General features: G+C 71.0%; 18 protein-coding genes. 8 read left to right on the top strand and 10 right to left on the bottom strand.

What is annotated here, in order from left to right; all coding sequences use genetic code 11:
- Nucleotides 1–42: 42 nt before the first annotated feature.
- Nucleotides 43–2,403 carry a malto-oligosyltrehalose synthase gene (treY, locus tag ACEXOR_RS05005; RefSeq protein WP_374848295.1) on the top strand — a complete coding sequence of 787 codons (2,361 nt, stop codon included), beginning with the start codon at nucleotides 43–45 and terminating at the stop codon, nucleotides 2,401–2,403.
- The gene (gene treZ / locus ACEXOR_RS05000) at nucleotides 2,400–4,241 is read left to right on the top strand and encodes a malto-oligosyltrehalose trehalohydrolase (RefSeq protein WP_374848294.1); all 1,842 of its coding nucleotides are present in this window, start codon (nucleotides 2,400–2,402) and stop codon (nucleotides 4,239–4,241) included. Before treY ends, treZ begins: the two co-directional genes overlap by 4 nt.
- 146 nt (nucleotides 4,242–4,387) lie before the next feature.
- Here the strand turns inward: treZ and ACEXOR_RS04995 are convergent, their stop codons facing one another.
- Nucleotides 4,388–5,650 (bottom strand): DNA polymerase IV, encoded by a 1,263-nt coding sequence (locus tag ACEXOR_RS04995; RefSeq protein ID WP_374848293.1) that lies wholly within the window; start codon nucleotides 5,648–5,650, stop codon nucleotides 4,388–4,390.
- Nucleotides 5,651–5,772: 122 nt separating this feature from the next.
- Between ACEXOR_RS04995 and ACEXOR_RS04990 the strand changes: the two genes are divergently transcribed.
- Both ACEXOR_RS04990 and ACEXOR_RS04985 read left to right on the top strand, forming a co-directional pair.
- Nucleotides 5,773–7,083 carry an alpha/beta hydrolase gene (locus ACEXOR_RS04990; protein WP_374848292.1) on the top strand — a complete coding sequence of 437 codons (1,311 nt, stop codon included), beginning with the start codon at nucleotides 5,773–5,775 and terminating at the stop codon, nucleotides 7,081–7,083.
- The gene (locus ACEXOR_RS04985; RefSeq protein WP_374848291.1) at nucleotides 7,080–9,602 is read left to right on the top strand and encodes an MprF family protein; all 2,523 of its coding nucleotides are present in this window, start codon (nucleotides 7,080–7,082) and stop codon (nucleotides 9,600–9,602) included. Before ACEXOR_RS04990 ends, ACEXOR_RS04985 begins: the two co-directional genes overlap by 4 nt.
- Before the next feature lie 18 nt (nucleotides 9,603–9,620).
- Here the strand turns inward: ACEXOR_RS04985 and ACEXOR_RS04980 are convergent, their stop codons facing one another.
- Nucleotides 9,621–11,849, bottom strand: coding sequence for an LLM class flavin-dependent oxidoreductase (locus ACEXOR_RS04980; RefSeq protein ID WP_374848290.1), 2,229 nt, complete (start codon nucleotides 11,847–11,849; stop codon nucleotides 9,621–9,623).
- A gap of 96 nt (nucleotides 11,850–11,945) precedes the next feature.
- On the opposite strand from ACEXOR_RS04980, the gene ACEXOR_RS04975 reads away from it, so the two are divergent.
- Nucleotides 11,946–12,518, top strand: coding sequence for a MarR family winged helix-turn-helix transcriptional regulator (locus ACEXOR_RS04975; RefSeq protein WP_374848288.1), 573 nt, complete (start codon nucleotides 11,946–11,948; stop codon nucleotides 12,516–12,518).
- Between the two features lie 9 nt (nucleotides 12,519–12,527).
- The gene (locus ACEXOR_RS04970; protein WP_374848287.1) at nucleotides 12,528–13,532 is read left to right on the top strand and encodes an aldo/keto reductase family protein; all 1,005 of its coding nucleotides are present in this window, start codon (nucleotides 12,528–12,530) and stop codon (nucleotides 13,530–13,532) included.
- Between the two features lie 97 nt (nucleotides 13,533–13,629).
- On the opposite strand, the gene ACEXOR_RS04965 is transcribed toward ACEXOR_RS04970, so the two are convergent.
- Nucleotides 13,630–14,157, bottom strand: coding sequence for a GNAT family N-acetyltransferase (locus ACEXOR_RS04965; RefSeq protein WP_374848286.1), 528 nt, complete (start codon nucleotides 14,155–14,157; stop codon nucleotides 13,630–13,632).
- A 113-nt stretch (nucleotides 14,158–14,270) separates the two neighbouring features.
- On the opposite strand from ACEXOR_RS04965, the gene ACEXOR_RS04960 reads away from it, so the two are divergent.
- Nucleotides 14,271–14,930: a TIGR03086 family metal-binding protein gene (locus ACEXOR_RS04960; protein ID WP_374848285.1), complete on the top strand. Its 660-nt coding sequence runs from the start codon at nucleotides 14,271–14,273 to the stop codon at nucleotides 14,928–14,930.
- Here the strand turns inward: ACEXOR_RS04960 and gatB are convergent.
- The 6 genes from gatB to mnmA are packed head-to-tail and all read right to left on the bottom strand — an operon-like array spanning nucleotide 14,854 to nucleotide 23,063.
- Nucleotides 14,854–16,371 carry an Asp-tRNA(Asn)/Glu-tRNA(Gln) amidotransferase subunit GatB gene (gene gatB / locus ACEXOR_RS04955; protein ID WP_374848284.1) on the bottom strand — a complete coding sequence of 506 codons (1,518 nt, stop codon included), beginning with the start codon at nucleotides 16,369–16,371 and terminating at the stop codon, nucleotides 14,854–14,856. The genes ACEXOR_RS04960 and gatB overlap by 77 nt on opposite strands.
- A complete protein-coding gene (gene gatA, locus ACEXOR_RS04950; protein WP_374848283.1) occupies nucleotides 16,371–17,915 on the bottom strand; it encodes an Asp-tRNA(Asn)/Glu-tRNA(Gln) amidotransferase subunit GatA in 1,545 nt (514 codons plus the stop codon). The genes gatB and gatA overlap by 1 nt, the downstream gene beginning before the upstream one ends.
- Complete coding sequence (gene gatC, locus ACEXOR_RS04945; RefSeq protein WP_374848282.1) at nucleotides 17,915–18,214, bottom strand: Asp-tRNA(Asn)/Glu-tRNA(Gln) amidotransferase subunit GatC; 300 nt, start codon at nucleotides 18,212–18,214, stop codon at nucleotides 17,915–17,917. Before gatC ends, gatA begins: the two co-directional genes overlap by 1 nt.
- A 40-nt stretch (nucleotides 18,215–18,254) precedes the next feature.
- On the bottom strand, nucleotides 18,255–19,358 hold the full coding sequence (locus tag ACEXOR_RS04940) for an alpha/beta hydrolase (protein ID WP_374848281.1): 1,104 nt from the start codon (nucleotides 19,356–19,358) through the stop codon (nucleotides 18,255–18,257).
- A gap of 7 nt (nucleotides 19,359–19,365) precedes the next feature.
- Nucleotides 19,366–21,876 carry an NAD-dependent DNA ligase LigA gene (ligA, locus tag ACEXOR_RS04935; protein WP_374848279.1) on the bottom strand — a complete coding sequence of 837 codons (2,511 nt, stop codon included), beginning with the start codon at nucleotides 21,874–21,876 and terminating at the stop codon, nucleotides 19,366–19,368.
- Nucleotides 21,876–23,063 carry a tRNA 2-thiouridine(34) synthase MnmA gene (gene mnmA, locus ACEXOR_RS04930; protein ID WP_374848278.1) on the bottom strand — a complete coding sequence of 396 codons (1,188 nt, stop codon included), beginning with the start codon at nucleotides 23,061–23,063 and terminating at the stop codon, nucleotides 21,876–21,878. Before mnmA ends, ligA begins: the two co-directional genes overlap by 1 nt.
- 118 nt (nucleotides 23,064–23,181) lie before the next feature.
- On the opposite strand from mnmA, the gene ACEXOR_RS04925 reads away from it, so the two are divergent.
- Complete coding sequence (locus tag ACEXOR_RS04925; RefSeq protein ID WP_374848276.1) at nucleotides 23,182–24,156, top strand: endonuclease/exonuclease/phosphatase family protein; 975 nt, start codon at nucleotides 23,182–23,184, stop codon at nucleotides 24,154–24,156.
- Between the two features lie 39 nt (nucleotides 24,157–24,195).
- Here ACEXOR_RS04925 and ACEXOR_RS04920 read toward each other — a convergent pair whose 3' ends face one another.
- Nucleotides 24,196–25,191: a putative endonuclease domain-containing protein gene (locus ACEXOR_RS04920; RefSeq protein WP_374848275.1), complete on the bottom strand. Its 996-nt coding sequence runs from the start codon at nucleotides 25,189–25,191 to the stop codon at nucleotides 24,196–24,198.
- Nucleotides 25,192–25,267: the final 76 nt, after the last annotated feature.

Genomic DNA, 25,267 nt, shown 5'->3' with positions numbered 1-25,267 from the left:
GGGAGCCCCCACCGGATCCACCACGACGAAAGAGGGCAGCGGATGCGCACCCCCCGTTCCACCTATCGCTTCCAGTTGACCTCCGACTTCACCCTGCAGCACGCGGCGCGGCTCATCCCGTACCTGTCGCGGCTCGGGGTGGACTGGGTGTACCTCTCGCCCATCCTGCAGGCCGAGGAGGGGTCGCAGCACGGCTACGACGTCACCGACCACTCGCGCATCGACGTCTCGCGCGGTGGGCCCGATGGCCTGCGCGAGCTCTCCGAGGCCGCACACGACGCGGGCCTCGGCGTGCTCGTCGACATCGTGCCGAACCACGTGGGAGTGGCGACGCCGTCGCAGAACCCGTGGTGGTGGGACCTGCTGAAGAACGGGCGCGACTCCCGCTACGCGGAGGCGTTCGACATCGACTGGGAGGCCGGCGCCGGCAAACTGCTGCTGCCCGTGCTGGGCGACGACTCGCTCGATGCGCTGACCCTCGAAGACGACCGCAGCATCCTGGCCTACTACGACAACCGCTACCCCGTGGCTCCTGGCACGGCCGACGACGGCGCGGATGCGCAGGCCGTGCACGCGCGCCAGAGCTACCAGCTCGTCAACTGGCGCCGCGAGGGCACCGACCTGAACTACCGCCGGTTCTTCGCCGTGTCGACGCTCGCCGCCATCCGGGTCGAGGAGCCGTGGGTCTTCGACGAGTCGCACGCCGAGATCAAGCGCTGGTTCGACGAGGGTCTCGTCGACGGTCTGCGCGTCGACCACCCCGACGGCCTGGCCGACCCGGGCGGGTACATCGAACGGCTCTCGGAGCTCACCGGCGGCGCGTACATCCTGATCGAGAAGATCCTCGAAGGCGACGAGCCGCTCGAGCCCGACTGGCCGACGGTCGGCACCACGGGCTACGACGCGCTGGCCGGCATCGACCGCCTCTTCGTCGACCCCGCGGGCGAGGCCGGGCTGGATCGCCTCGACCTGACGCTGCGGCAGCTGCCCACCGAGGCGGAAGGCACCGCCGCCGAGCGCTACCGGGCGCTCATCCACGACACCAAGCGCGGTGTGGCCGACGGCATCCTGCAGTCGGAGGTGCGCCGGCTCGCCCGCGACATCGAGCGGGCCGGCGGGCTCGCCACCCCCACCGAGCAGACGGTGGTACGGGATGCTCTGGCCGAGCTGCTGGCCTGCTTCCCGGTCTACCGTTCCTACCTTCCCGAGGGCGCCGAGCACCTGAAGGACGCCCTCGACCTCGCTCTGCGGCACCGTCCCGACCTCGAGCCCGTGCTGCGGGAGGTGGCCGACGTGCTCGGCCGAACCGGCGTCGCGCCCAGCATCCGGTTCCAGCAGACCTCGGGAATGGTGATGGCCAAGGGTGTGGAGGACTCGGCGTTCTACCGGTTCACCCGCCTCACCAGCCTCACCGAGGTGGGCGCCGACCCCGACGACTTCAGCTGGAGCCCGGAGCGCTTCCACGCCGTCCAGCAGCGGCGGCTCGGGACCATCCCGCACTCGATGACCACGCTGTCGACCCACGACACCAAGCGCAGTGAAGACGTGCGGGCGCGCATCTCGGCCCTCGCCGAGATCGCCGCCGGCTGGGCCGGCACCCTCGCCAAGCTGCGCGACCGGAAGCCGCTCGGCGACGGGCCCCTCGAGAACCTGCTCTGGCAGGCGATGGTGGGAGCCTGGCCGATCAGCCGCGAGCGTGCCCAGGCCTACGCCACCAAGGCCTCCCGTGAGGCGGGCAACTCCACCGACTGGCTCGCGGTCGACGAGGAGTTCGAGGCCCGGATGGCCGAGCTGATCGACGGCGCCTACGACGACGAGATCACCGCCGGGCTCCTGGCGAGTGCGGTGGCCGCCGTGGAGGGCGCCGGCCGCAGCAACTCGCTCGCCGCCAAGCTGGTTCAGCTCACCGCCCCCGGTGTGCCCGACGTCTACCAGGGCTCCGAGCTGTGGGACCTCTCGCTCGTCGACCCCGACAACCGCCGCGAGGTCGACTTCGACCTGCGCTCGGAGCTGCTCGGCGCCATCGAGGCCGGCGAGCCGCCCGTGCTCGAGCCCGGCGCCGACGACACCGGCGCCGTGAAGCTGCTCGTCACCACCTCGGCCCTGAAGCTGCGCCGCGACCGCCCCGAGCTCTTCGACGGCTACACCCCGCTCGAGGCGCGCGGCTTGGCCGAGCGGTTCGCCGTGGCCTTCGACCGCGGCGGCGCCGTCACCGTCGTCACCCGCCTGCCGATCGGCCTCGCCCGGCACGGCGGCTGGGACGACACCACCATCGAGCTGCCCGAGGCGCGCAACGGCTACGCCGACACGCTCACCGGCACGCTCTTCCCCGACGGCTCGGTGCGGCTGTCCGAACTGCTCGCCCGCTACCCCGTCGCACTGCTGCAGAGGATCGAATCATGACCGAGAACGTCGACCGCACCTTCCGCGTCTGGGCGCCCCGCGCCACGACGGTCGAGCTGGTGCTCGCCGGCCACGACGGCCGGACCGTGCATCCGCTGACCGTCGACGGCGAGGGCTGGTGGGCCCCGGGAGACGAGGTCGTCTGGGGGCCCGGGCTCGATTACGGCTACCTGCTCGACGGCGCGGGGCCCTACCCCGACCCGCGCTCGCGCCGCCAGCCCGACGGCGTGCACGGCCTCTCGCGCACCGACGACCCCGCCGCCTTCGAGTGGCACGACGGCGACTGGGCCGGCCTGCCGATCGACAGCGCCGAGATCTACGAGCTGCACGTGGGCACCTTCACCCCCGAGGGCACCCTCGCCGCCGCCGCGGCCCCCGACAAGCTCGAGCACCTGCGCTCGATCGGCGTCACCCACGTCGAGCTGCTGCCCGTGAACGGGTTCAACGGCACGCACAACTGGGGCTACGACGGTGTGGCGTGGTTCACGGTGCACGAGGGCTACGGGGGTCCGGATGCGTACCGCCGCTTCGTCGACGCCTGTCACGCCGCCGGGCTGGCCGTCATCCAGGACGTCGTGTACAACCACCTCGGGCCGAGCGGCAACTACCTGCCGCTGTTCGGCCCCTACCTCAGCGACGCCCACAAGAACACCTGGGGCGTGTCGGTGAACCTCGACCAGGAGGGCTCGGCCGAGGTGCGCCGCTACATCCTCGACAACGCGCAGATGTGGTTGCGCGACTACCACGTCGACGGCCTGCGACTGGATGCGGTTCACGCGCTGGTGGACGACAGCCCCACGCATCTGCTGGCCGAGCTGGCCGCCGAGGCCGACGCCCTCTCGGCGGAGACGGGTGTGAAGCGGCTGGTCGTGGCCGAGTCCGACCTCAACGACCCCGTGATGTTCCTGCCCCGCGAGGGCGACCCGCGCGCGGCCGGCACGCAGGGCACCGGCTACGGGCTCGACGGCCAGTGGAGCGACGACTTCCATCACGCCGTGCACGTGAACCTCACCGGCGAGACGGCCGGTTACTACGCCGACTTCGACTCGGTGGAGGCGCTCGCCAAGGTGCTGACGCGCGGGTTCTTCCACGACGGCACCTACTCGAGCTTCCGCGAGCGGGTTCACGGCGTCGAGCTCGACCGCGCCTCGACGGCGCCCTGGCGGCTCGTGGTGGCCTCGCAGAACCACGACCAGATCGGCAACCGGGCGACCGGCGACCGCATCACCGCCGCCCTCGAGCCCGACCGCCTGGCGATCGCGGCCGCGCTCACGCTGCTCGGCCCGTTCACGCCGATGCTGTTCATGGGCGAGGAGTGGGGCGCATCGACGCCGTGGCAGTTCTTCACCTCGCACCCGGAGCCCGAGCTCGGCGAGGCGACCGCGAAGGGCCGCATCGAGGAGTTCTCGAAGCACGGCTGGGACCCGGCGATCGTGCCCGACCCGCAGGATCCGGCGACGTTCGAGAACTCCAAGCTCGACTGGAGCGAGCTCGACGACCCGGCGCACGCGCCTGTGCTGGAGGTGTACCGGCGTCTCGCGGCCATCCGTCGCACCCTGCCGCCGGGCGACGAGCTCACGCTGGCCGACGTGAACGTGGAGTTCGACGAGCACGCCCGGTGGCTGGTGCTCTCGCGCCCCTCGATCGTGGTGGTGGTGAACCTCGGCGAGGAACGGCTCGATGCCGGGACCGTAGCGCGTGTGGCGCCGCTGCTCGGCGAGGTGCTGTTCGACTCGCACCGGGTGCTGCACGACCCGACGTCGACCACGCCCGACGAGGCCGCCGGCCGCCCGGCCGGCGTGGCTCCCCGCTCGGTGCTGGTCGCGCGCCAGCGCTGAGCCTCCCGCCGCTCCCTCGGGCTGACGACGGAGTTTCGGCCCCGATCCCGGGAACGACGGATGTCTGACCCGCCCGGCCGCCGAAACTCCGTCGCTCGCCCGTGGTCGAGAGGGTGTCGGAAGGTCGGGGGCGGGCGGGCGGACGGCTACGTGCGGGTGCCGTTGCGGTCGGCCGTCTCGCCCGACTTGGGGGCCCGCACCAGGGAGGCCGGGCGCACCATGTCGGTGCCGAAGCGGGCCGTGACCCGGTCGATGGTGAGTTCGGCCTCGCGCCAGCCCTCGGAGGGCACCGTCTCGTCGGCCCAGAGCGCCGGCTGGTGCACCGTGCCGTCGGCCTCGGAGAGCTGCTCGACCCGTACGCCGATGAGCCGGATGGCCTCGCCGCGCAAGCCCACCGAGTCGAACACGGCCACCGCCTCGTCGTAGATGCGCCGGCCGAGGTCGGTGGGTTCGGCCAGGGTGCGCGAGCGCGAGATGGTGGTGAAGTCGCTGTACCGCAGCTTGAGCGCCACCGTGCGGCCCACGAGTCCAGCCGCCCTCAACCGCACGGCGACGCGACTCGACTGGTGCAGCAGTTCGCGCTTGAGCACCTCGGTCGACCGCTCGTCGATGTCGAAGGTGCGCTCATGGCCCACGCTCTTCTCCTGCCCGACGGGTACCACCTGCCGGGTGTCGATGCCCCGGGCGAGCTCGTGCAGCTTCGACCCGGTGGCCTCGCCGACCGCGTGCACCAGCGCGTCGAGCGGGGTGTCGGCGATGTCACCCACCGTACGCAGGCCCCGCCGTTCGAGCTGCTCCGCGGTCTTCGCCCCCACGCCCCAGAGCGCGCGCACGGGGAGCGGATGCAGATAGGCCAGCAGCTCCGACGGCCGGATGACCAGCATGCCGTCGGGTTTGGCGCGCCCCGAGGCCAGTTTGGCCATGAACTTGGTGGAGGCCACGCCCACCGAGCAGGGCAGCCCCGTCTCAGCCAGTACCCGCGCACGGAGGTTCTGGGCGATCACGTCGGATTCGCCGAGCAACCGCCGCGCACCCGAGACGTCGAGGAAGGCCTCGTCGATGCTGAGCGGCTCGACCAACGGCGTGACCTCCCGGAACAACGCCATCACCTGGCGGGAGTATTCGCGGTAGAGGTGCATGTGCGGCTCGAGCACGACGGCCTTCGGGCACAGGCGCAGCGCATTGCCCACGGGCATCGCGGAGTGCACCCCGTAGGCACGCGCCTCGTAGGTGGCGCTGGTGACCACCGACCGCGGCGAGCGCCCGCCCACGATCACCGGCCTGCCTTTCAGCTCCGGATGCGACAGCAGCTCCACCGAGGCGAAGAAGGCGTCCATGTCGACGTGCAGAATAGGAGGGCTCGGCTCGAGAGCCGGCCCGGCAGGGGCGGTTCTCGCGTCGGAGTGCATGCTCCGAGCCTACGTCGCACCGCCGACACTGTTCGGCCGGCTTTCAGAAGCCGCCCAGGCCGGGGGAAAATACTGTACGACGCCCGCCACCGCGGGTGCGCTGCCCGACGACAGGACCGACCGTGAACGCCATCCTCGACATCGGCATCATCTCGGGGCCCTTCGTGGTGGTGGTCTACGTGCTCGCTGCTGTGGCCGCCGTGGCGCTGATCGCGGTGCGGCCGTCGAAGCGCTGGCGTCGGCGGCGCTGGTGGGTGAACGCCGCGATCGCCTTGGTCGCAGGGGCGCTGCTGGGTGTCTTCCTCACCTGGCTGCTCTCCGACGCGCTCAACCTGTTCGGCGCCGAACTGACGGTGGTGGTGCGGGTCTGGATCGCCGCCGGCTTCGCCGCCATGGCCCTCGCCGCCGTCTCCCTGGGCCGCTCCACCTGGCTCCGGGCCGTCGCATCCGTGCTGGCGGTCGTGCTCTTCGCCGGCACCACTGCGATGTCGATCAACATCGACTTCGGCCAGTACCCGACGGTGCGCACGGCACTCGGCATCAGCAGCATCGAGGCGGTCCTGCCCGACCCGACGACCGCCCCCGGGATCGAGTCTCCCACCATCGCGGCGTGGACCCCGCCGGACGGCATGCCTGCCAAGGGAACCACGGCGCGAGCCGACATCCCCGGAACCGTGTCGGGATTCTCGGCGCGACAGGCCGTGGTGTATCTGCCACCGGCCGCGCTTGTCGCGAATCCACCGAAGCTGCCGGTTCTGATCGTGATGTCGGGCCAGCCGGGCAGTCCCGAAGATCCGCTGGTGAGCGATCACCTTCAGGAGAGTCTCGACGAGTACGCGGCCGCGCACCTCGGGCTCGCGCCGATCGTGGTGTCACCGGATCAGCTCGGAGCCCCCGACCGGAATCCGATGTGCATCGACTCGGCGGCGGGCGGCAACTCGGCCACATACCTCACGGTCGATGTGCCGAACTGGATCACCACGCACCTCAACGTCCTCGCGAGTCCCGACTACTGGGGTATCGGGGGGCTGTCGCAGGGTGGAACCTGCTCCATCCAGCTCGGCGCCGCGCATCCCGAACTCTTCAGTGCGATCCTCGACGCCTCAGGCGAGCTCCACCCGTCACTCGGTGACGACGCGACGACCATCCAGAAGGGTTTCGGCGGCGACGCGGCGGCGTTCGCAGCCGCCGCACCGTCGGCGATCATGGCGGCCAAAGCGCCCTACACGAACATGTTCGCCGTGTTCGGGGTGGGCAGCGAGGACACCGGCTTCAAGCCGGGCCTCAAGGAGCTCTACGCCGACGCGCAGGCCGCGGGCATGACCGCCACCTACCTCGAATCGCCCGGCAGCGCGCACGACGCCACCACGTGGGCGTACGTGTTCAAGAACGGCATGACCCTGATCGCCGACCACTGGGGACTGAACCGATGACCGGGCCGCGACGCCCCAACCTGCGCCGGATGGGCGCGGCCCTCTCCGCCCGCGCCCGGTCGGTGCCGGTCACCTGGACCGTGGTGGCCCTCACCCTCGTCGCCAGCGTGCTGCGCATGACGCTGCAGCCAGGGCGCGAACGCGGCAACGTCGACGCGTTCGTGTCGACCGGGTTCGACGCGGTGTTCGTGCACCACGACTGGCTGTCGACGCTGACCGCGGTGTTCTTCGTGCACAATCCCGTGGTGCTCGGCTTCGTGCTCGTGGTGGTGCTGGTGACCCTCGGCTGGAGCGAGCGGCGAATGGGGCACCTGCGCACCGTGCTCGCCTTCGTGATCGTGACGGTGGTGGGAATCGCCCTCGCCCTCGCCCTGCAGGGACTCGGCGTGGTGCTCGACCTCTACGCGGCCGAGATCACCCGCACGCACCGCGTGGTCGATCCGCTGATCGCCGTGGCCGGAGTGGTGATGACGGCGAGCGCCTTCTGCGGACCCCTGATGCGCCGACGGGTGCGCATCGTCGGCTTCACGCTGCTGGCCGTGTTCACGCTCTACTCGGGCGCGCCGAGCGACCAGTTCCGGCTGTACTCCGCGGTGGTGGGGCTGCTGCTCGGGTTGGTTCTCGCCCGAACCCGGATCGTGGTGCGGGTGCCGCGGGCGTCCCGCCGCGAGGCCCGAACGCTGCTGGGCGCGGTGGTGGCGGTGACGGCCCTCGGGCCGCTGGTGACCATCGCGGCACCCCAGGGTGTCGGCATCCTGAACCCTCTGGGGCTTCTCTTCCGCGATCCGCTCCGCGACTACGCGGCCATCGCGGCGCGCTGCCAGACGGGTGACTACTCGCGGCACTGCGTCGACGCGCTGGCACTGTCGCGGCTGGACGGGCCGGGCGCGGTGCTGCTCACGGTGCTGCCGCTGGTCGCCCTGCTCGTGGCCGCCCGCGGCATCCAGCTCGGCAAGCGGGTGGCTCTGCATCTCGGGGTGTGGATCAACGTGGCGCTCGCCCTGCTCGCCGCCGTGTACTACGGCTTCCTGCCCCTGCTCGCCAGCAGCGAGTACACCCGCTTCCAGCAGGCCGCGGCCGACGACTACCGCGTGTTCGAGCTGGTATCGGTGGCGGTGCCGCTGGTGATCGCGATCGTGCTCGCCTCGTCGGGGCGGCTGTTCCCGCCCGAGACCGCCCGCCGGCCGGTGCTGCGCTTCGCGCTCACGGTGGTGGCCATCGCCGCCGCCTGCTCGGTGCTCTACCTCGGTGTCGCGTGGCTCGCGCGCGACCAGTTCTCGCCCACGGCGTCGTTCTATGAACTGCTGCTCGACCTGCCGGAGCGGTTCGTGCCGGTGGGCTTCCTGGCGTTCGAACCCTTCGACATCGTGCCTCAGGGGCCGGTGGCGGTGATCGCGTCGCAGTGGATCGGGCCGGTGTTCTGGGTGGCCGTCATCGTGGCGGCCGTGCGCGGCATGCTCACCGGGCATCCGGTGACCGGGCACGCGGCCGAGGGCGACGGGGCGCGACGGGTGCGGGAACTGCTGCGTGCGGGCTCCGGCGGCACGCTCGCCTGGATGACCACCTGGCCGGGCAACCGCTACTGGTTCGGCAGCGACGGCGGCGCCGTGGCGTACCGCGTGGTGGGCGGGGTGGCCGTGACCACCGGCGACCCGCTCGGGCCGCCATCCGGTCACGCCCGCACCGCCCTCGAGTTCGCGGCCCACTGCGCCGACCAGGGCTGGACACCCGCGTTCTACTCGGTGACGGATGAGCTGCAGCAGGCGCTGCAGCTCGCGGGCTGGTCGTCGCTGCAGGTGGCGGAGGAGACGGTGGTGCGCCCGGCCGGCTGGTCGCTGGACGGCAAGAAGATGCAGGACATCCGTACCGCCATCAACCGGGCCGCGAAGGAGGGCCTGCGCGCCGAGTGGGTGCGCTACGGCGACCTGCCGTCGGCTCAGACCGCGCAGATCCGTGAGATCTCCGAGCTCTGGGTGGCCGAGAAGGAGCTGCCCGAGATGGGCTTCACCCTCGGCGGTCTCGACGAGCTGATCGACCCCGACGTGATGCTGATGATCGGCCTCGACGAGGCCGGCCGGGTGCACGGGGTGACGAGCTGGCTGCCCACCTTCTCCGACGGGACGGTGGTGGGCCTGACGCTGGACTTCATGCGGCGCCGACCCGACGGCATGAACGGGCTGATGGAGTTCCTGATCGCGCAGACCATCCTGCGGGCGCGCGACGAGGGGGTCGACTTCGTGAGCCTCTCCGGTGCTCCGCTGGCCGTGGGGTCCGCTCCGGATGCCCGTGCCACCGCCATGGACGGGGTGCTCGCCTTTCTCAGCCGCACTCTCGAGCCGGTGTACGGCTTCCGATCGCTGCTGCGGTTCAAGCTCAAGTTCCGGCCCGAGCTGCACCGGCTGCACCTGTGCTACCCCGACCCGCTGACGCTGCCCGCGATCGGGTTGGCGTTGGCGCGCGCGTACCTGCCGACGCTGTCGGCGCGCCAGGCCGTGCGCACCTTCGGGCGGCAGGGGTAGGCGGGCCGGTTCGCTCGGTCAGCCGAGTGGCTGGGGCTCGGCCACCCCGAAGTTGTCGACGAACACACCGTCGGGGTCGACGTCGCGTTTGATGGCCCGCAGCCGGGCCAGCGTGGCGGGCGGGAAGGCCTGCTGCAGGATGGTCTCCCCGGTGCGGCTCTCGAAGCTCAGGTAGAGCCCGTCGAAGTGCTCGGCGAGCGCCGACCAGAGCGCCTCGAAGCGCTCGGAGCGACCGACCGAGGTGATCGAGAAGTTGGCGGAGCGGTGGGCGTATGCCGTGGCATCCGGCGCCACGTCGTTCACAGCGCCGCCGACCGCCCGGATCTGGAACCAGGGGGCAGCACCCGAGGTGGCGAGCGCCGCCGCGGCCCGGGCCACGTCGGCGTCGAGGTGTTCGACCAGCCCCGAGCGGAACTGCGGCTCGCCCTGGCCGTCGTGGGCGGCATCCGAGGCGTTGGCCATCACGGCCGCGTAGGGCAGCAGCTGCACCTGCTGGCCCACCAGGGTGCCGAGCTCGGCGAACGGCTGCAGCCGGGAGACGATGGTCTCGGGGTCTGAGGAGTCGACGACCCCGTAGAGCTGCGCCACCACCGGTTCGGCGGGCCGCGAGGCGCCGAGGATGAGGAACAGCGTCGTGTCGCGCGGAGCGGCCTCCATGGTGCGCCCGAAGCCCTCGAGGAACGCGGCGGCGTCGTCGACCTGGACAGCCAGTTGTGCCCAGCCCACCTCGCCCACCCGGTCGGCCAGGAACTCGAACGACACCACGATGCCCACGTTCGCCCCGGCACCCCGCACCGCCCAGAACAGGTCGGGGTGCTGCTCGGCCGACACGTGCACGAGCGACCCGTCGGCGAGCACCACGTCGGCGGAGACCACGTGGTCGATGGTGAGGCCGTGCTCGCGGCCGAGGAACCCCACTCCCCCGGCCGTGGCCAGGCCGCCGACGCCCACGCCGCCGTAGTCTCCGCTGGAGAGAGCGAGCCCGTGGGGCTGCAGGGCGGCCGCCACCTCCATCCAGCGGGCGCCGGGGCCGATCCGCACGCGGCCGGTCTGCTCGTCGAGCACCTCGACGGCGTTCAGCTCCTTGAGGTCGATCACGATGCCGCCGTCGTTCGTGCTGCGGCCGCTGATGCCGTGGCCGCCGCTCCGGATGCCGAGGGGCAGCGCGGGGTGACGACGGGCGAAGGCCAGCGCATCCTGAACCTGCTCGACGGTGGCCGGGCGCAGCACCACACCGGGCGCACCACCCCGCAGGTAGGTCGACCGCACAGTCCGGTAGCCGAGGTCGCCGGGCTCGACGGCGGTCTCGCGAAGCGAGTCGGGGATGTCGTCGTAGGCGATCCCCTCGCGTCGGTGCGCCAGCGCCCGAGCCGGACGGCCGCCGCTCGTCGGCTTCGTACCGCGACGCGCGCGCTCGGCATCGACGGCCTCCCGCAGGGCCGGCATGCTCGTGTCGGCGAATCGTTCGAGTGCCGCCGGGTCGTCTCCGACCACGATGAACGTGCCGATGCCGTCGTCGAGCGCGAGTGACAGCAGCTGGTCGAGGCTCTCGGTGCCGGAGATGTTGAGAAGCCGGCGGATCTCACGCGGGTCGCGCCCCGCATCCGTCGCCGCGTCGTCGATCCGGGCGTTGCCCGCGGCCAGGGCGCCCGGCTCGAGATAGCCAAGGCTCGGCAACCAGCCGTCGGCCTTCTCACCCGTGAGCCGCAGCATGCGGGGCTTGTACGCGCCGATCCAGATGGGGATGTCGTGGGCGGGGGCGGGGCCCCGCTTGGCGCCGTCGACCGGGTAGTAGTCGCCGCCGTGCAGCACCGAGCGGTCTCCCACCGCCCAGATGCCGCGGATGAGGTCGATCGCCTCGCTCAGTGCGTCGACTCCCTGCCCGGGAGTGAGGCGGCGGCCGCCCATCGACTCGATGGCGTCCCAGAAGCCGCCCGCGCCGAGGCCCAGGTCGAGCCGGCCCCCGCTCAGCAGATCGAGTGAGGCGGCCGCGCGCGCCGTGACAGGTGCCGGCCGCAAGGGGAGGTTGAGCACGTTGGGGGCGAGGTGGATGCGCTCGGTCGCGGCTGCGGCGTAGGCGAGCAGCGTCCACGTGTCGAGGAAGGCGGGCTGGTACGGGTGGTCCTGGAAGGTGACGAGGTCGTAGCCCAGGCTCTCGGAGAGCCGGGCCAGCTGCACCGAGCCCTGCGGGCTGGCCGCCGTGGGGGTGATGAAGGTGCCGAAGCGGAGGGGGTGGCCGTGATCCATGGTGTGCCTTTGCTGGTCTGGAACCGTCGATCTGTTTCACAGATCATCTGCTTTACAACCTATATTGTCACCAACCTATTCCGCTACACTGATCGGATGGCAGATGATCTCGACTTCGGCTGGGCCCTCGGGGTGCTCTTCCGTTCCTGGCAGAGCGCGGTCACCGAAGCCGTCGGCGAGCTGCCGCGCGGGCCGCGGGGCTATCAGATCCTGAACACGCTCGCGGCCGACCCCGGCCGCGCCCCCACACAGGCAGAGCTCGCCACGCACCTCGGCATCGACCGCACCGTGCTCACCTACGTCATCGACGACCTCGTGGCCTCGGGCCTCATCGAACGTCGGGTGGATGCGCGCGACCGCCGGGTACGACGTCTCGCGCTCACCGACACCGGCTCCACGCGCCTGATGGCATTGAGGTCGCGCGTGGCGACCGCCGAGGCAGACCTGCTGCCGGGCCTCGCCCCCGCGGAGGCGGAGTCACTCCGCACGCTGCTCGAGCGGGCCGCGGCGGGGGTGCATCTCGGGCGCGGGGAGCACGACGCGTGCGGCGTGGTCGCCGCCATCCTGGCCGATGCCGACGGGGCGGCCGCCGCCGCCGGCGCCGGTGCCGGTGCCCGCGGCAGCGCCGGCACCAGTGCCGTGCGGGCGGGCTCCAGCCGCCGGGAGTAGTTTCGAAGCATGAAGTTTCGACACCTCGGCAACAGCGGACTCAAGATCTCCGAGATCATCTACGGCAACTGGCTCACCCACGGCTCCCAGGTGGAGAACGACACCGCCACGAAGTGCGTGCAGGCTGCGCTCGACGGCGGCATCACCACCTTCGACACGGCCGACGCCTACGCCAACACCGTCGCCGAGCAGGTGCTCGGCGATGCCCTGAAGAGCGAGCGGCGTGAGTCGCTCGAGATCTTCACCAAGGTGTACTGGCCCACCGGCCCCAAGGGCCACAACGACACCGGCCTCTCGCGCAAGCACATCCTCGAGTCGATCGACGGCTCACTCACCCGCCTCGGCACCGGCTACGTCGACCTCTACCAGGCGCACCGCTACGACCACGAGACCCCGCTCGAAGAGACCATGCAGGCCTTCGCCGACATCGTGCGGCAGGGCAAGGCGCTCTACATCGGCGTGAGCGAATGGGATGCGTCGCAGCTGCGCGCCGGCCACGAGCTCGCGACGGCGCTCGGATTCCAGCTCATCTCGAACCAGCCCCAGTACTCGATGCTGTGGCGCGTGATCGAAGACGAGGTCGTGCCCGCCTCGAAGGAGCTCGGCATCTCGCAGATCGTCTGGTCGCCCATCGCGCAGGGAGTGCTCACGGGCAAGTACAAGCCGGGTCAGCCGCTCCCCTCCGGTTCGCGGGCCACCGACGAGAAGGGCGGGGCCGACATGGTGAAGTCGTTCCTCACTGACGACATCCTCGAGCGCGTGCAGCAGCTCGAGCCCATCGCGTCCGAGCAGGGCCTCACGCTCGCCCAGCTCGCGGTGGCCTGGGTGCTCTCGAACGAGAACGTGGCCGGCGCCATCATCGGCGCCTCGCGCCCCGAGCAGGTCGAGTCGAACGTGCAGGCGTCGGGAGTGACGCTGTCGGCCGAGGTTCTGTCTCGGATCGACGACGTCATCGCGCCGGTCGCGGAGCGCGACCCCCGCAAGACGGTCTCGCCCCCGCAGCGCGTGGTGTAGCGGGGCCGGCCGGTGGTGGGCCCGGCCGGCGCGGGCTCGGGCGGCGCGGGCCGGCCGGCGCAGGCTCGGCCGGCGCGGGCCCGGCCGGCGCTGCGGCTCAGTCGCTCGCGGGGCGGGCCAGCAGCGCCACCACCACCGAGCCGCCCTTCGTCGACTGGCGGCCGATCTCGGCGAACCCGAGGCGGCCGTGGAACACCAGGGAGCCCGGGTTCGGTGGCTCGACGTTCACCTCGCAGTCCACCTCCGCCGCTCCGGATGCGCGGGCGGCCGCGAACACCGCGTCGTACAAGCGCACACCGAGACCGGCTCCCCGCCATCCGTCGCCCACCACGATGCGATCGACGTACAGGAACGAGTCGCCGCGGGCGCTGAACCAGCGGTAGTTCTCGCTGGCGTAGTCGGCACCCGGACCGAGGGCGAGAACGAAGCCCACCAGCTCGTCGGGTGCTGCCGCCGACGCCGGGCGGCTCACCACTCCGACCGCCACGGCGGCCTGCGCCAGCAGCGCCCGCATCTCGCCGGCGTCGACGTCGTTGACGGCGGGCACGGCCGCATGGTTGAGTTCCAGCAGCCGCGGGACATCGGCATCGGTCAGCGGGCGCAGCACCACGGCATCGTTCGTCACGCCTCGACCCTACTGGGCTGTTCGCTCTCCGCGGACTGACGTCCCGACGGCTCAGCGGCAGGAATGCGCATCCCGGCGCTCGCCTTGACCATGAGGATCGATAGGAGCTCCGGATGGCTGCACGAACCCCCCTCGAGACCGAGACCGCGACCTGGCTGCGTCTGCAGCAGCGCGCCCACCACGAGTTCGGCCAGCGGCTCGCCGCGGTGCAGGACTGGGAGGGCGCCACCCCCGACACGGAGTGGACGGTGCGCGACCTGGTGCAGCACGTCATCGAGGAGCAGCAGTGGGTGCCGTGGCTCTTGTCGGGGCTCAGCACCCGCCAGGCGCGCAGCCGTCTCGAGGCGCTCGAGGGCGACCTCACCCATGAGTGGCACCGCTACTCGCTCGCGGCCACGACCGCCTGGCGCGGCGCGGAGCCGACCGCCGAGGTGAACCTCGCCTCCGACACAGTGGCCGTGACCGAGTACCTCAAGGAGCAGGTGGCCGACGTCACCATCCACACCTGGGATCTCGCGCGAGCCGTCGGAGCCTCGGAGGAGCTCGACGACGAGCTCGTTCAGATGGTCTGGACGGTGTTCGAGCCGCAGCGGGACGCCCTGGAGACCAGCGGGTTGTTCGCCTCACCGGTACCGATCACCGACGACGCTCCGCTGCTGCTACGGCTGCTCGCGCTACCCGGGCCTGCCCGGAGCGCTACTCGGCGGCGGCGCGCTCGAGCACGAGTTCGCGCACGCGGGCGGCGTCGGCCTGGCCCTTCATGGCCTTCATGACCGCGCCGATCACGGCGCCCGCCGCCTGCACCTTGCCGTCTTTGATCTTCGCGAGCACGTCGGGCTGCGCCGCAAGTGCCTCGTCGATGGCGGCGATCAGCGCGCCGTCGTCGGACACGACCGCGAGCCCACGGGCATCGACGACCTCTTGCGGGGTGCCCTCGCCGTCGATGACGCCCTCGAGCACCTGCCGCGCGAGACGGTCGTTCAGCGCACCGCTGTCGATGAGGGTGACGAGAGCCGCGACATCCGTCGCCGACACCAGGGCCGAGGGCTCGGCCGACCGGGCGTTCGCGATGCGCGAGATCTCGCCCGACCACCATTTACGGGCCGCCTGCGGCGAGGCACCGGCGGCGACCGTCTCGGAGACCTCGACGAGGAGACCGGCGTTCTGCACGTCTTGGAACTCGAGGTCGGTGAATCCCCACTCCTGCTTGAGCCGGCGCCGACGGGCGGCGGGTGCCTCGGGCAGGGCCGCCCGCAGCTCCTCGATCAGCTCGGGCGAGGGCACGACGGGCAGCAGGTCGGGCTCGGGGAAGTAGCGGTAGTCGTCGGCGTCCGACTTGGGGCGGCCGGCCGAGGTGGTTCCGGTGTCTTCGTGCCAGTGCCGGGTCTCCTGCGTGATGGTGCCGCCGTCGGCGAGGATCTGCGCCTGGCGCTGGATCTCGTAGCGGATGGCGCGTTCGACCGAACGCAGCGAGTTCACGTTCTTGGTCTCGGTGCGCGTGCCGAGCGGTGCCGGCGGTTCGCCCGGGGCGGTGCGCGGGCGCAGAGAGATGTTGGCGTCGCAGCGCAGGTTGCCGCGCTCCATCTTCGCGTCGGAGATGCCGAGCGCCACCACGATGTCGCGGATGGTGGCGACGTACGCCTTCGCCAGCTCCGGGGCATCCTTCTCGGCGCCGTAGATGATGTTCGTCACGATCTCGACGAGGGGCACGCCGGCCCGGTTGTAGTCGACCAGCGAGTACTCGGCGCCCTGGATGCGGCCGGTCGAGCCGCCCACGTGGGTGAGCTTGCCGGCATCCTCCTCCATGTGCGCCCGCTCGATGGGCACCGTGAAGGTGCGGCCGTCTGGCAGCTCCACGTCGACCGAGCCGTCGAAGGCGATGGGCTCGTCGAACTGCGAGATCTGGTAGTTCTTTGCCAGGTCGGGGTAGAAGTAGTTCTTGCGCGCGAACCGGCTCGACGGGGCGATGGAGCAGCCGAGGGCGAGGCCCAGGCTGATCGCGTACCGCACGGCCTGACCGTTCACCACGGGTAGAGACCCCGGCAGACCGAGGTCGACGGGCGTGATGTTCGTGTTGGGCTCGCCGCCGAAGAAGTTCGGGGCCGACGAGAACATCTTGGTCTTCGTGGAGAGCTCGACGTGCACCTCGAAGCCGAGCACCGGCTCGAACAGCTCGAGGGCCTTGTCGTAGTCCATGAGCTTCGCCTTGGCCATCAGACGGCCCCTTCCTGTGCGGCGGCCATCTCGCCGGGGGCGAGATCGGGCGCCTGACTGATCAACGTGTGACCCCATCGGTCTTCGAGCAGTCGCTCGAGGGCTCCACCGACGGTGTAGAGCCGGGCGTCTTCGCGAGCGGGGGCGAGGAACTGGATGCCGACCGGAAGCCCATCCTCCTTCGCCAGCCCCACGGGCAGCGAGATGCCCGGGATACCGGCGAGGTTCGCCGGTATGGTGGCGATGTCGTTGAGGTACATCGCCATCGGGTCGCCGTCGTTCTGGCCCAGCTTGAACGCGGTGGTGGGCGCGGTGGGCGACACGAGCACGTCGACGCCGGCGAAGGCCGCCGCGAAGTCGCGCTGCACGAGGGTGCGAACCTTCTGGGCGCTGCCGTAGTAGGCGTCGTAGTACCCGGCGCTGAGCGCGTAGGTGCCCAGGATGATGCGGCGCTTCGCTTCCGCACCGAACCCGGCCTCGCGCGTCGCCGACATGACGTCTTCGACTGTTCCGCCGCCGGGTGGGTTGACTCGCAGACCGAAGCGAACGGAGTCGAACTTCGCCAGGTTCGAGGAGGCCTCGGCCGGCATGATCAGGTAGTAGGCCGAGATGGCGTACTCGAGGCTCGGCAGGCTCACGTCGACGATCTCGGCGCCGTTCGCGGCGAGCAGGTCGAGCGCCTCGCGGAACCGCTCGAGCACGCCGGGCTGGAAGCCTTCGCCGTCGAGCTCACGGATGACGCCGATCTTCAGGCCCTTCACGTCGGCCCGGCGAACCGCGTCGGCCATGCTCGGCCACTCGTCGGTGAGCGAGGTGGAGTCGAGCGGGTCGTGACCGCCGATGACGTCGTGCAGAAGCGCCGAGTCGAGCACGGTGCGGCTCACGGGGCCGATCTGATCGAGGCTCGAGGCGAGGGCGATGGCGCCGTAGCGGCTCACTCCCCCGTAGGTGGGCTTCACGCCGACGGTACCGGTGACGTGGGCGGGCTGCCGGATGGAGCCACCTGTGTCGCTGCCGAGGGCGAGCGGCGCCTCGAAGCTGGCGACCGCGGCTGCCGAGCCACCGCCCGAGCCGCCGGGGATGCGCTCGAGGTCCCACGGGTTGTGGGTGGGGCCGTAGGCGGAGTGCTCGGTGGAGGAGCCCATCGCGAACTCGTCCATGTTGGTCTTGCCGATCGGCACGAGGCCGGCTGCGCGCAGCTTCAGCATGACGGTGGCGTCGTACGGCGGCACCCAGCCCTCGAGGATCTTCGACCCGCTCGTGGTGGGCATGTCGTTGGTGACGATCACGTCTTTGATGGCGATCGGCACGCCGGCGAGCGGATGCAGGGCTTCCCCGGCGGCGCGGCGGGCGTCGATCGCGGCAGCCGTCGAGCGGCTCAGTTCGGGAGCCGTGTGCAGAAAGGCGTGCACCTCGCCGTCGACGGCGGCGATGCGGTCGAGATGCGCATCCGTGGCTTCGAGGGCACTCACCTCGCCCGCGGCGAGCTTCTCGGCGAGAGCGGCGGCCGACAGGCGCACCAGCTCGTGGTCGTGGCGGCCCATCACTGCTCCTCTCCGAGGATGGCGGTCACGCGGAAGCGCGAGCCGTCGTGGTCGGGTGCACCGGCGAGCGCCTGCTCGGTGGTGAGCGTGACACCGGGCACGTCGTCGCGGTACACGTTCTCGAGCGGGATCGGGTGGCTCGTGGCGGGAACGTCGGCGGTCGCCACCTCGGACACCTTGGCCACGTTGTCGACGATCGAGCCGATCTCGGTGGTGAGGCTCTCGATCTCCTGCGGTGTCAGGGCGATCCGGGCGAGGCTCGCGAGATGCGCGACCTGCTCCTGGGTTATTTCGGACATGGTGCTCCGGTGTTCTGTTCGCGAGGGGTGTGGGCTAATTCTACGGTGTCGGATGCGCGGGGCCCGGTGGGGAGCCCGTCGTCGCAGCGGGCTGCGGACGTACCGGTGGATCGCCTTGCCTGTCGGGCGACGGCGACGTGACACGGGCCAGGAAGTCGAGTGTGGCGGCGAGGGCGTGCCTGGCATCCGGGAAGTCGAGGTGGAACTGGTACTCGTGCGGCAGCGCGGGTGTGTGCTCGGGCGGCCAGAAGAGGGTGGTGACGTCGACGCCGGCCGCGCGCATCCGTTCGCTGAGCGGCACCGACTGGATGGCGGTGAGCCCATCGCCGTTGCCGCCCGAGACGAAGGCGGGCGGCCAGTCGCCCGTGACGGCGTGGATGGTGCTCATCGACCCGGCTGCCTCGGTGTGCGACCAGTCGCGCTGGCCGGTGTAGGCCCACAGTGCGCTCTTCAGCCCCCACTCGATCACACCCGTGAGATGCGCCAGCGCTTCGAGATCGTAGATGCCGCAGTGCAGCACCACGCCGCGGAGGTGATCGCGCGCGAGGGACGGCCGGATTCCGGTGCGTGCCGCCGACGAGGGATCGACGATCGCCGCGGTGAGCTGGCTGGCGAGCTGGGCTCCTGCGGAGTCGCCGGCGAGCACGATCCGGGTGGGGTCGATACCGAGGTCGTCGGAGTGCGCGACGAGGTGGGCGAGGGCGTCGTCGAGCTGCTGGACCGCGGTGGGATAGGCGGCCTCCGGGGCGATGGTGTAGTCGATTGCCACGCCGATGCAGCCCGCCGCCGCGAAGTGACGGAGGTACGGCGCAACATGGGCCTTGCTGCCCGAGATCCAGGCACCGCCGTGGATCCACACCACCACCGGAAGCGGGCCGTCGGCATCCACGGGCGCCACGAGGTCGAAGGTGCAGGTGCTCCGGCCGGAGGAATGAGCGGAGTCGTAAGGAACATCCCGCAGCTCACGGAAGACGCCCGCCGGGGCGTGACGCTCCATCTCGGCCACCGTCTTCGCGGCATCGCGGTCGAACACCGCGCGGATCAGCCGCACGGACGGCCACGGCGACGTGCGGATCCGCACCGCTCCGGCCACCGCGAGCCCTGCCGCCGCCATCGCCGCCGCAACGGCCCACCCGCGTGCCATGTGCGCCTCAGCCCTCGTCGCCCGAGCCGCCGCCTGACGGCTCGCCGCCGTCCGCCGCATCACCGCCGTCCGCCGCAGGCCCAGCCGCCGCAGCAGTCGACACCTCAGCTTCCGCCGCCGCCTCGGCCGCCGCCTCCGCCTCCGGCGCAGGCTCGGGTTCCGGGAGTGCAATGGCATCAGGCCCCTGCGTCACGAGCAGCGCGAACTCCGCCGCATCGATGATGCGCAGGCCGAGTGCCTCGGCTTTTCCCTGCTTCGACCCGGCACCGGGCCCCACCGCCACGAAATGCGTCTTCTTGCTCACGCTCGAGGCCGCCTTGCCACCGGCCGCGATGATCGCCTCCAGAGCACCCTCGCGGGTGAACCCCTCGATCGCCCCCGTCACGACGACGGTGACTCCCTCGAGCACTCCCCCGGTGCCCACGTTCGCCCCCGGGCCGGGGTGACCGGGAGTCGCGAACTGCACCCCTGCCTCGGCCCACCGGTCGAGGATCTCGACGTGCCAGTCGACCTCGAACCAGGCGATCAGGGCGTCGGCGATGATGCCGCCCACACCGTCGACGGCGGCGAGCTCGTCGCGGCTGGCCGCCCGCATGGCGTCCAGCGACCCGAAGTAGTCGGCCAGCGCCCGCGCGGCGACCGGCCCGACGTGCCTGATGCTGAGCGACACCAGGATGCGCCAGAGCGGCTTGGTCTTCGCCTTCTCGATCTCATCGAGCAGCTTCAGGGCGTTCGACGACGCGATGTGGTCGGCGTCACCGTCGAACACCTCGGCCTCGGGGTCGAAGGGCGGATCGGTCTTCTTGCGCATCCGACGGAACGGCGCCACCACCTTCGGCGACTCCCCGTCTTTGTCGAGCTTCGGCATGCCCGTCTCGGAGTCGCGAACGATGACCCGGATGGGGAACAGATCACGCATGGTGAGCGAGAACAGCCCGGCCTCGGTGACCAGCGGCGGCTCGGCGGGTTCGAGCGGCTGCGTGAGGGCAGCCGCGCTCACCTCGCCCAAGACCTCGATGTCGAGAGCTCCTCGCGAGCCCACGTGCTCGACGCGGCCCCGAACCTGAGCGGGACAGCTGCGGGCGTTCGGGCATCGGAGATCGATGTCGCCCTCTTTGGCCGGCGCGAGGCGCGTGCCGCACTCGGGGCAGAACTCCGGCATCACGAACGCACGCTCGGTGCCGTCGCGCAGCTCGACCACCGGGCCGAGCACCTCGGGGATGACGTCGCCCGCCTTACGGAGCACGACCGTGTCGCCGATCAGCACGCCCTTGGCCTTCACCACGTCTTGGTTGTGCAGCGTGGCCTGCCGCACCTCGGAACCCGCGACCTCCACCTTCTCCATCACCGCGAACGGGGTGGCGCGACCGGTGCGCCCCACGCTCACCACGATGTCGAGCAGCTTGGTGTTCACTTCTTCGGGCGGGTACTTGTAGGCCGTGGCCCACCGCGGGGCACGGCTGGTGGCGCCGAGCTCCTCGTGCAGGGCGAGATCGTCGACCTTCACCACGATGCCGTCGATCTGATGCTCGACCGTGCCCCGGTTGATGCCGTAGGAGCGGATGAACTCGGCCACCTCGCCGATGGTGTCGAACACGCGGTAGTGGGTCGAGGTGGGCAGCCCCCACTCGGCGAGCAGCTCGTACACCTGCGACTGCGCCGCCACGGGCGGGTTCGGCCACGCGCCGATGCCGTGCACGAGCATGCGCAGGCGGTGCAGGCGATCGGCCACGAGCGCCAGCTGCCGCTCGTTCTTACCCTCGGACTTCTGCCTCAACGACCCGGCGGCGGCGTTACGCGGATTCGCGAACACCCGCTCGCCGGCCGCCTCCTGGGCGGCGTTCAGCTCGTCGAAGGATGCGACGGGAAAGAAGATCTCGCCTCGCACCTCCACGAGCGGCGGATGCCCCGAACCCGCCAACCGCGCCGGGATCGACGCGATCTGCAGCACGTTCTCGGTGACGTCTTCGCCCACGACCCCGTCACCGCGCGTGGCCGCCGTGACCAGCACACCGTTCTCATACCTCAGATTGATGGCCAGGCCGTCGATCTTGAGCTCGCTCAGAAAGCGCACCACTCCGCTGCCTGCGTCGCGCTGCACCTTGGCGGCCCACTCGTCGAGCTCCTCCTCGCTGAAGACGTTGTCGAGGCTGAGCATGCGCTCGGCATGTGTGACGGGCGTGAACATCGTGGTGACGGCCCGGCCGCCCACCGTCTGGGTAGGGCTGTCTTGCGAGCGGAGCCCGGGGTGGGCCCGCTCCAGTTCGTCGAGCCGACGCACCAGCTCGTCGTACTCCCGATCGGACACGGTCGACGCGTTCTTCTCGTAGTACTCGTCACGCAGCTGCAGGATGCGCGTGGTCAGCCTCTCGACCTCCGCAGCGGCGGTCTCGAGCTCGTTCGGCGTCTCGTCGGGAAGCAGTTCGTCATCTCTCGACGTATCTGACCCGGGTCCAGCGGCCTCAGCCGCCGTCAGGTCGTGCGACCCATCAGCGGCACCCTTCGACGGGGCAGCCATCAGGCCGACGCCTCGGCCAGAGCTTCCGAACCGGCCAGTGCAGCCTCCGCACCGGCCAGATCCTCCGCACCGGCCAGAGCTTCCGCACCGGCCAGATCGGCCGCCACCGTGCGATCGATGGTGCACTGCCCGAGCACCCGGGTGCCCACGTAGACCACGGCCGTCTGCCCCGGCGCCACGCCGCTCAACGGCACCACCGGCGTGATGACCAGCTCTCCGCCGCGCACCCGCGCCACCGCGTCGACCGGGTCGGCGTGCGCCCGGATCTGCACCTGGCACTCGAAGTCGTTCGCGGCATCCACCGGCGCGAGGCCCGCCCAGGTGTAGCGCGAGCCCGCGATCTCGGCGATGTCGAGCGCCTCCTTCGGGCCAACCACCACCGTGTTCTCCTTCGGCCGCACCTCGAGCACGAACCGCGGCTTGCCGTCGGCCGCGGGCATGCCGAGCTTCAGGCCCCGCCGCTGACCGACCGTGAAAGCGTGTGCCCCCTCGTGCGAGCCCACCACCGACCCCGACCGGTCGACGATCTCGCCGGTAGCAGTGCCGACACGCTCCGCCAGCCATCCGCTGGTGTCTCCATCGGGGATGAAGCAGATGTCATGGCTGTCGGGCTTGTTCGCCACCGAGAAACCGCGCTCGGCCGCCTCGGCCCGCACCTCGGCCTTGGAGGGGGTGGCTCCGAGCGGAAAGAGACTGTGCTTCAACTGCTCGGTGGTGAGCACACCGAGCACGTACGACTGGTCTTTGGCCCACGCGGCCGCACGGTGTAGCTCGGGGTTGCCGTGGGCATCCGTGGTGATGGTGGCGTAGTGGCCGGTGCACACCGCATCGAAACCGAGGTCGATGGCCTTCTCGAGCAGTGCGGCGAACTTGATGCGCTCGTTGCAGCGCATGCAGGGATTGGGCGTGCGGCCGGCGGAGTACTCCGCGATGAAGTCGTCGACCACATCGGCCTTGAACCGCTCCGAGAAGTCCCACACGTAGTAGGGGATGCCGATCTTGTTCGCCGCCCGCTGCGCATCCATCGAGTCTTCGATGGTGCAGCAGCCACGGCTGCCGGTGCGCAGCGTGCCGGGCATGCGGCTGAGCGCGAGGTGCACACCCACCACCTCGTGGCCCGCTTCGACCGCGCGTGCGGCAGCGACGGCGGAGTCGACTCCACCACTCATAGCTGCGAGAACCTTCATGCCGTCCAGCATACGGCGGGCCCCCGACACCACGAGGGGGCGGGTACAGGCTGTGGACAACTGCCGTTCACACCCCTCCTGGGGAGGATTGCCAGTCGAGCGGTGCACAATGGTTGCGATGTCTGCAGTGCTCGAGAAGCCGCGTCCGAGCGGCCGTCCGTCGCCGCGACGGTGGCGCTCGCGCTCCACCGTGGCGATCGCGGTGTGCCTGCTGGCCGTCGGACTCGCCGTGCTCCTCGGAGCCCACTCTCTGGCGCCCGAGGCGTTCGGTTTCTCTCTGCTGCTGGAGTCGTCGTTGCCGTGGTTCGGGCTGCTCGTGCCCGTTCTGCTCGTGGTGGCGCTGCTCACGCGGAGTCGTGGAGCCGTGGCGTCCGTGCTGATCCCCGCGATCGTCTGGGGCGTGATGTTCGTGCCCTCGATCGTGCCGCTGACCTGGAGCGCTCCCGCCGCTTCCGCGTCGTCGTTGACGGTGGCGAGCCAGAACGTCGAGGCCGACTCAGGCACTGCCGCCGAGTCGGCGAGCGCGCTCGCCGCATCCGGAGCCGACGTGATCGCGCTGCAGGAGATGGATGACGCCGCGCGCGACCAGGTGGAGACCGTGCTGAGCGAGACCTACCCCTACTCCTACGGCATCGGCACCGTGGGCGTGTGGAGCACATTCCCGATCGAGAATGCGCAGGCCCTCGACCTGGGCCTGGGGTGGCAGCGGGGCATCGCCGCCGACCTCGCGACACCGACGGGGCTCGTGAGCCTGTACGTCATCCACGCCGCATCGGCTCGGCCGGGCGACCACGAGGCGCGCGACGAGATGCTCTCGAACCTGGCCGACTACGTGCCCCGCGACGAGAACGCGCGGCTGATCATGATGGGCGACTTCAACGCCGGGTCGTCCGACCGCAACCTCGCCGGCCTCACCTCGCAGCTGGCCGAGGCCAACCAGAACGGTGGCGGATTCGGGTTCACCTGGCCGGCCTCGTCGCCCGTGACCCGCCCCGACCACGTGCTCACCCGCGGCATGCAGGTCACCTCCAACTCGACCCTCCGCGCCGGCGACTCCGACCACCTCGCTGTCATCACCACCCTCACCCTCTGACCCCTGCTCCTCCGCCCGTTGCGTCGCGCGAACTCGTGTTCAGGGCGGCTTGAGCACGAGTTCTTGCGACGCAACGGCCGGGCGCAGCGGAAGGGCGAGCGCGTGGGAGACACGCTCGAGGGTCTGGTGGCGCTGGCTCGTGAGGCCTCGGGAGCGCACTTCGACGACCGAATAGCCCGCTCGGCGGAACGACTCGATGCGCACGACGTCGTGCTCGAACTGGTGCAGGTCGGTGCGGTGGAGGTCGCCGTTGTACTCCACGATCACGTTCTGGGCGGGATACAGCATGTCGGCGCGACCGAGCCACTGCCCGTCGGCGTCGAAGACGTTCTGGTTGAGGAGGGGCTCTGGCAGGCCGTGCCCGACGATGAGGAGACGCAGCAGGCTCTCCCGCCGCGACTCGGCCCCCACGCGCACCGCCGCCGCCGCTCTCCGCAGCACGCGCGAGCCGGGGCCCGAGCGCTCCTCCGCACGTCGGCGGAGCTCGCCGATCGGGACGAGTGCGCGGCGTTCAGGGCCGGAGTGGGTCCCCATGCGCTCGCGCTCCAGGACGAAGAAGTCCCCCACCGCCACGAGGTCGCCGAAGTCGAGCAGAGATTCGAGCTGACACCAGGTGGTGGCCGGGTCGCAGAGTCGCAGACCGCGGAGGCCCGTGACCCGCAGCTGCGGATCGGCCAGAAGGTGGCCCACCACACCCCGAGCGCGCGGCACAGCACCCGGTCGATTGCACGAGACATGGACATGGGCCTCGCCTTCCGCAGCCAGGGGCAGCGGAGCATCCCACAGGCGGGCGGCCGTCACGTGGCTGAAGAAGTGGCTCGTCGGGCTTCTCGCCTGATAGGCGGCGCAGAGTTGCTGCAGGGAGAGGGTGGGGTCGCCGGGGGTCACCCGCGCTCCGGCGAACGGCCGGTGGAGATCGCGCCCGAGGAGCCGCTGTCGCCCGAGCCCGGCTCGAGTACCCTCCCGCACCGAGAAGGGTGCCGCCGCCAAGCTCGCCGGTACCGGGATGCGCGGGCTGCTCTGTCTGTGCTGCATCCGCACATCCTGGCGCTACGGGCCACCCCTGCCGTTGTTATCCACAGCCCACGGGCGCGTGCCCCGCTGTTGAGTC

It is taken from the genome of Herbiconiux liangxiaofengii, from assembly GCF_041927335.1.
Classification (GTDB): domain Bacteria; phylum Actinomycetota; class Actinomycetes; order Actinomycetales; family Microbacteriaceae; genus Herbiconiux; species Herbiconiux liangxiaofengii.
Note: the sequence above shows the minus strand (reverse complement) of the source record. Positions and strands in the feature narration are given on the sequence as shown.

Excerpts from the sequence above, each read along its gene's own strand:
- treY (WP_374848295.1), top strand. The coding sequence starts at position 43 with ATGCGCACCCCCCGTTCCACCTATCGCTTCCAGTTGACCTCCGACTTC.
- treZ (WP_374848294.1), top strand. The coding sequence starts at position 2,400 with ATGACCGAGAACGTCGACCGCACCTTCCGCGTCTGGGCGCCCCGCGCC.
- ACEXOR_RS04995 (WP_374848293.1), bottom strand. The coding sequence starts at position 5,650 with ATGCACTCCGACGCGAGAACCGCCCCTGCCGGGCCGGCTCTCGAGCCG.
- ACEXOR_RS04985 (WP_374848291.1), top strand. The coding sequence starts at position 7,080 with ATGACCGGGCCGCGACGCCCCAACCTGCGCCGGATGGGCGCGGCCCTC.
- ACEXOR_RS04980 (WP_374848290.1), bottom strand. The coding sequence starts at position 11,849 with ATGGATCACGGCCACCCCCTCCGCTTCGGCACCTTCATCACCCCCACG.
- ACEXOR_RS04975 (WP_374848288.1), top strand. The coding sequence starts at position 11,946 with ATGGCAGATGATCTCGACTTCGGCTGGGCCCTCGGGGTGCTCTTCCGT.
- ACEXOR_RS04970 (WP_374848287.1), top strand. The coding sequence starts at position 12,528 with ATGAAGTTTCGACACCTCGGCAACAGCGGACTCAAGATCTCCGAGATC.
- ACEXOR_RS04960 (WP_374848285.1), top strand. The coding sequence starts at position 14,271 with ATGGCTGCACGAACCCCCCTCGAGACCGAGACCGCGACCTGGCTGCGT.
- gatB (WP_374848284.1), bottom strand. The coding sequence starts at position 16,371 with ATGGCCAAGGCGAAGCTCATGGACTACGACAAGGCCCTCGAGCTGTTC.
- gatA (WP_374848283.1), bottom strand. The coding sequence starts at position 17,915 with ATGGGCCGCCACGACCACGAGCTGGTGCGCCTGTCGGCCGCCGCTCTC.
- gatC (WP_374848282.1), bottom strand. The coding sequence starts at position 18,214 with ATGTCCGAAATAACCCAGGAGCAGGTCGCGCATCTCGCGAGCCTCGCC.
- ACEXOR_RS04940 (WP_374848281.1), bottom strand. The coding sequence starts at position 19,358 with ATGGCACGCGGGTGGGCCGTTGCGGCGGCGATGGCGGCGGCAGGGCTC.
- ligA (WP_374848279.1), bottom strand. The coding sequence starts at position 21,876 with ATGGCTGCCCCGTCGAAGGGTGCCGCTGATGGGTCGCACGACCTGACG.
- mnmA (WP_374848278.1), bottom strand. The coding sequence starts at position 23,063 with ATGAAGGTTCTCGCAGCTATGAGTGGTGGAGTCGACTCCGCCGTCGCT.
- ACEXOR_RS04925 (WP_374848276.1), top strand. The coding sequence starts at position 23,182 with ATGTCTGCAGTGCTCGAGAAGCCGCGTCCGAGCGGCCGTCCGTCGCCG.
- ACEXOR_RS04920 (WP_374848275.1), bottom strand. The coding sequence starts at position 25,191 with ATGCAGCACAGACAGAGCAGCCCGCGCATCCCGGTACCGGCGAGCTTG.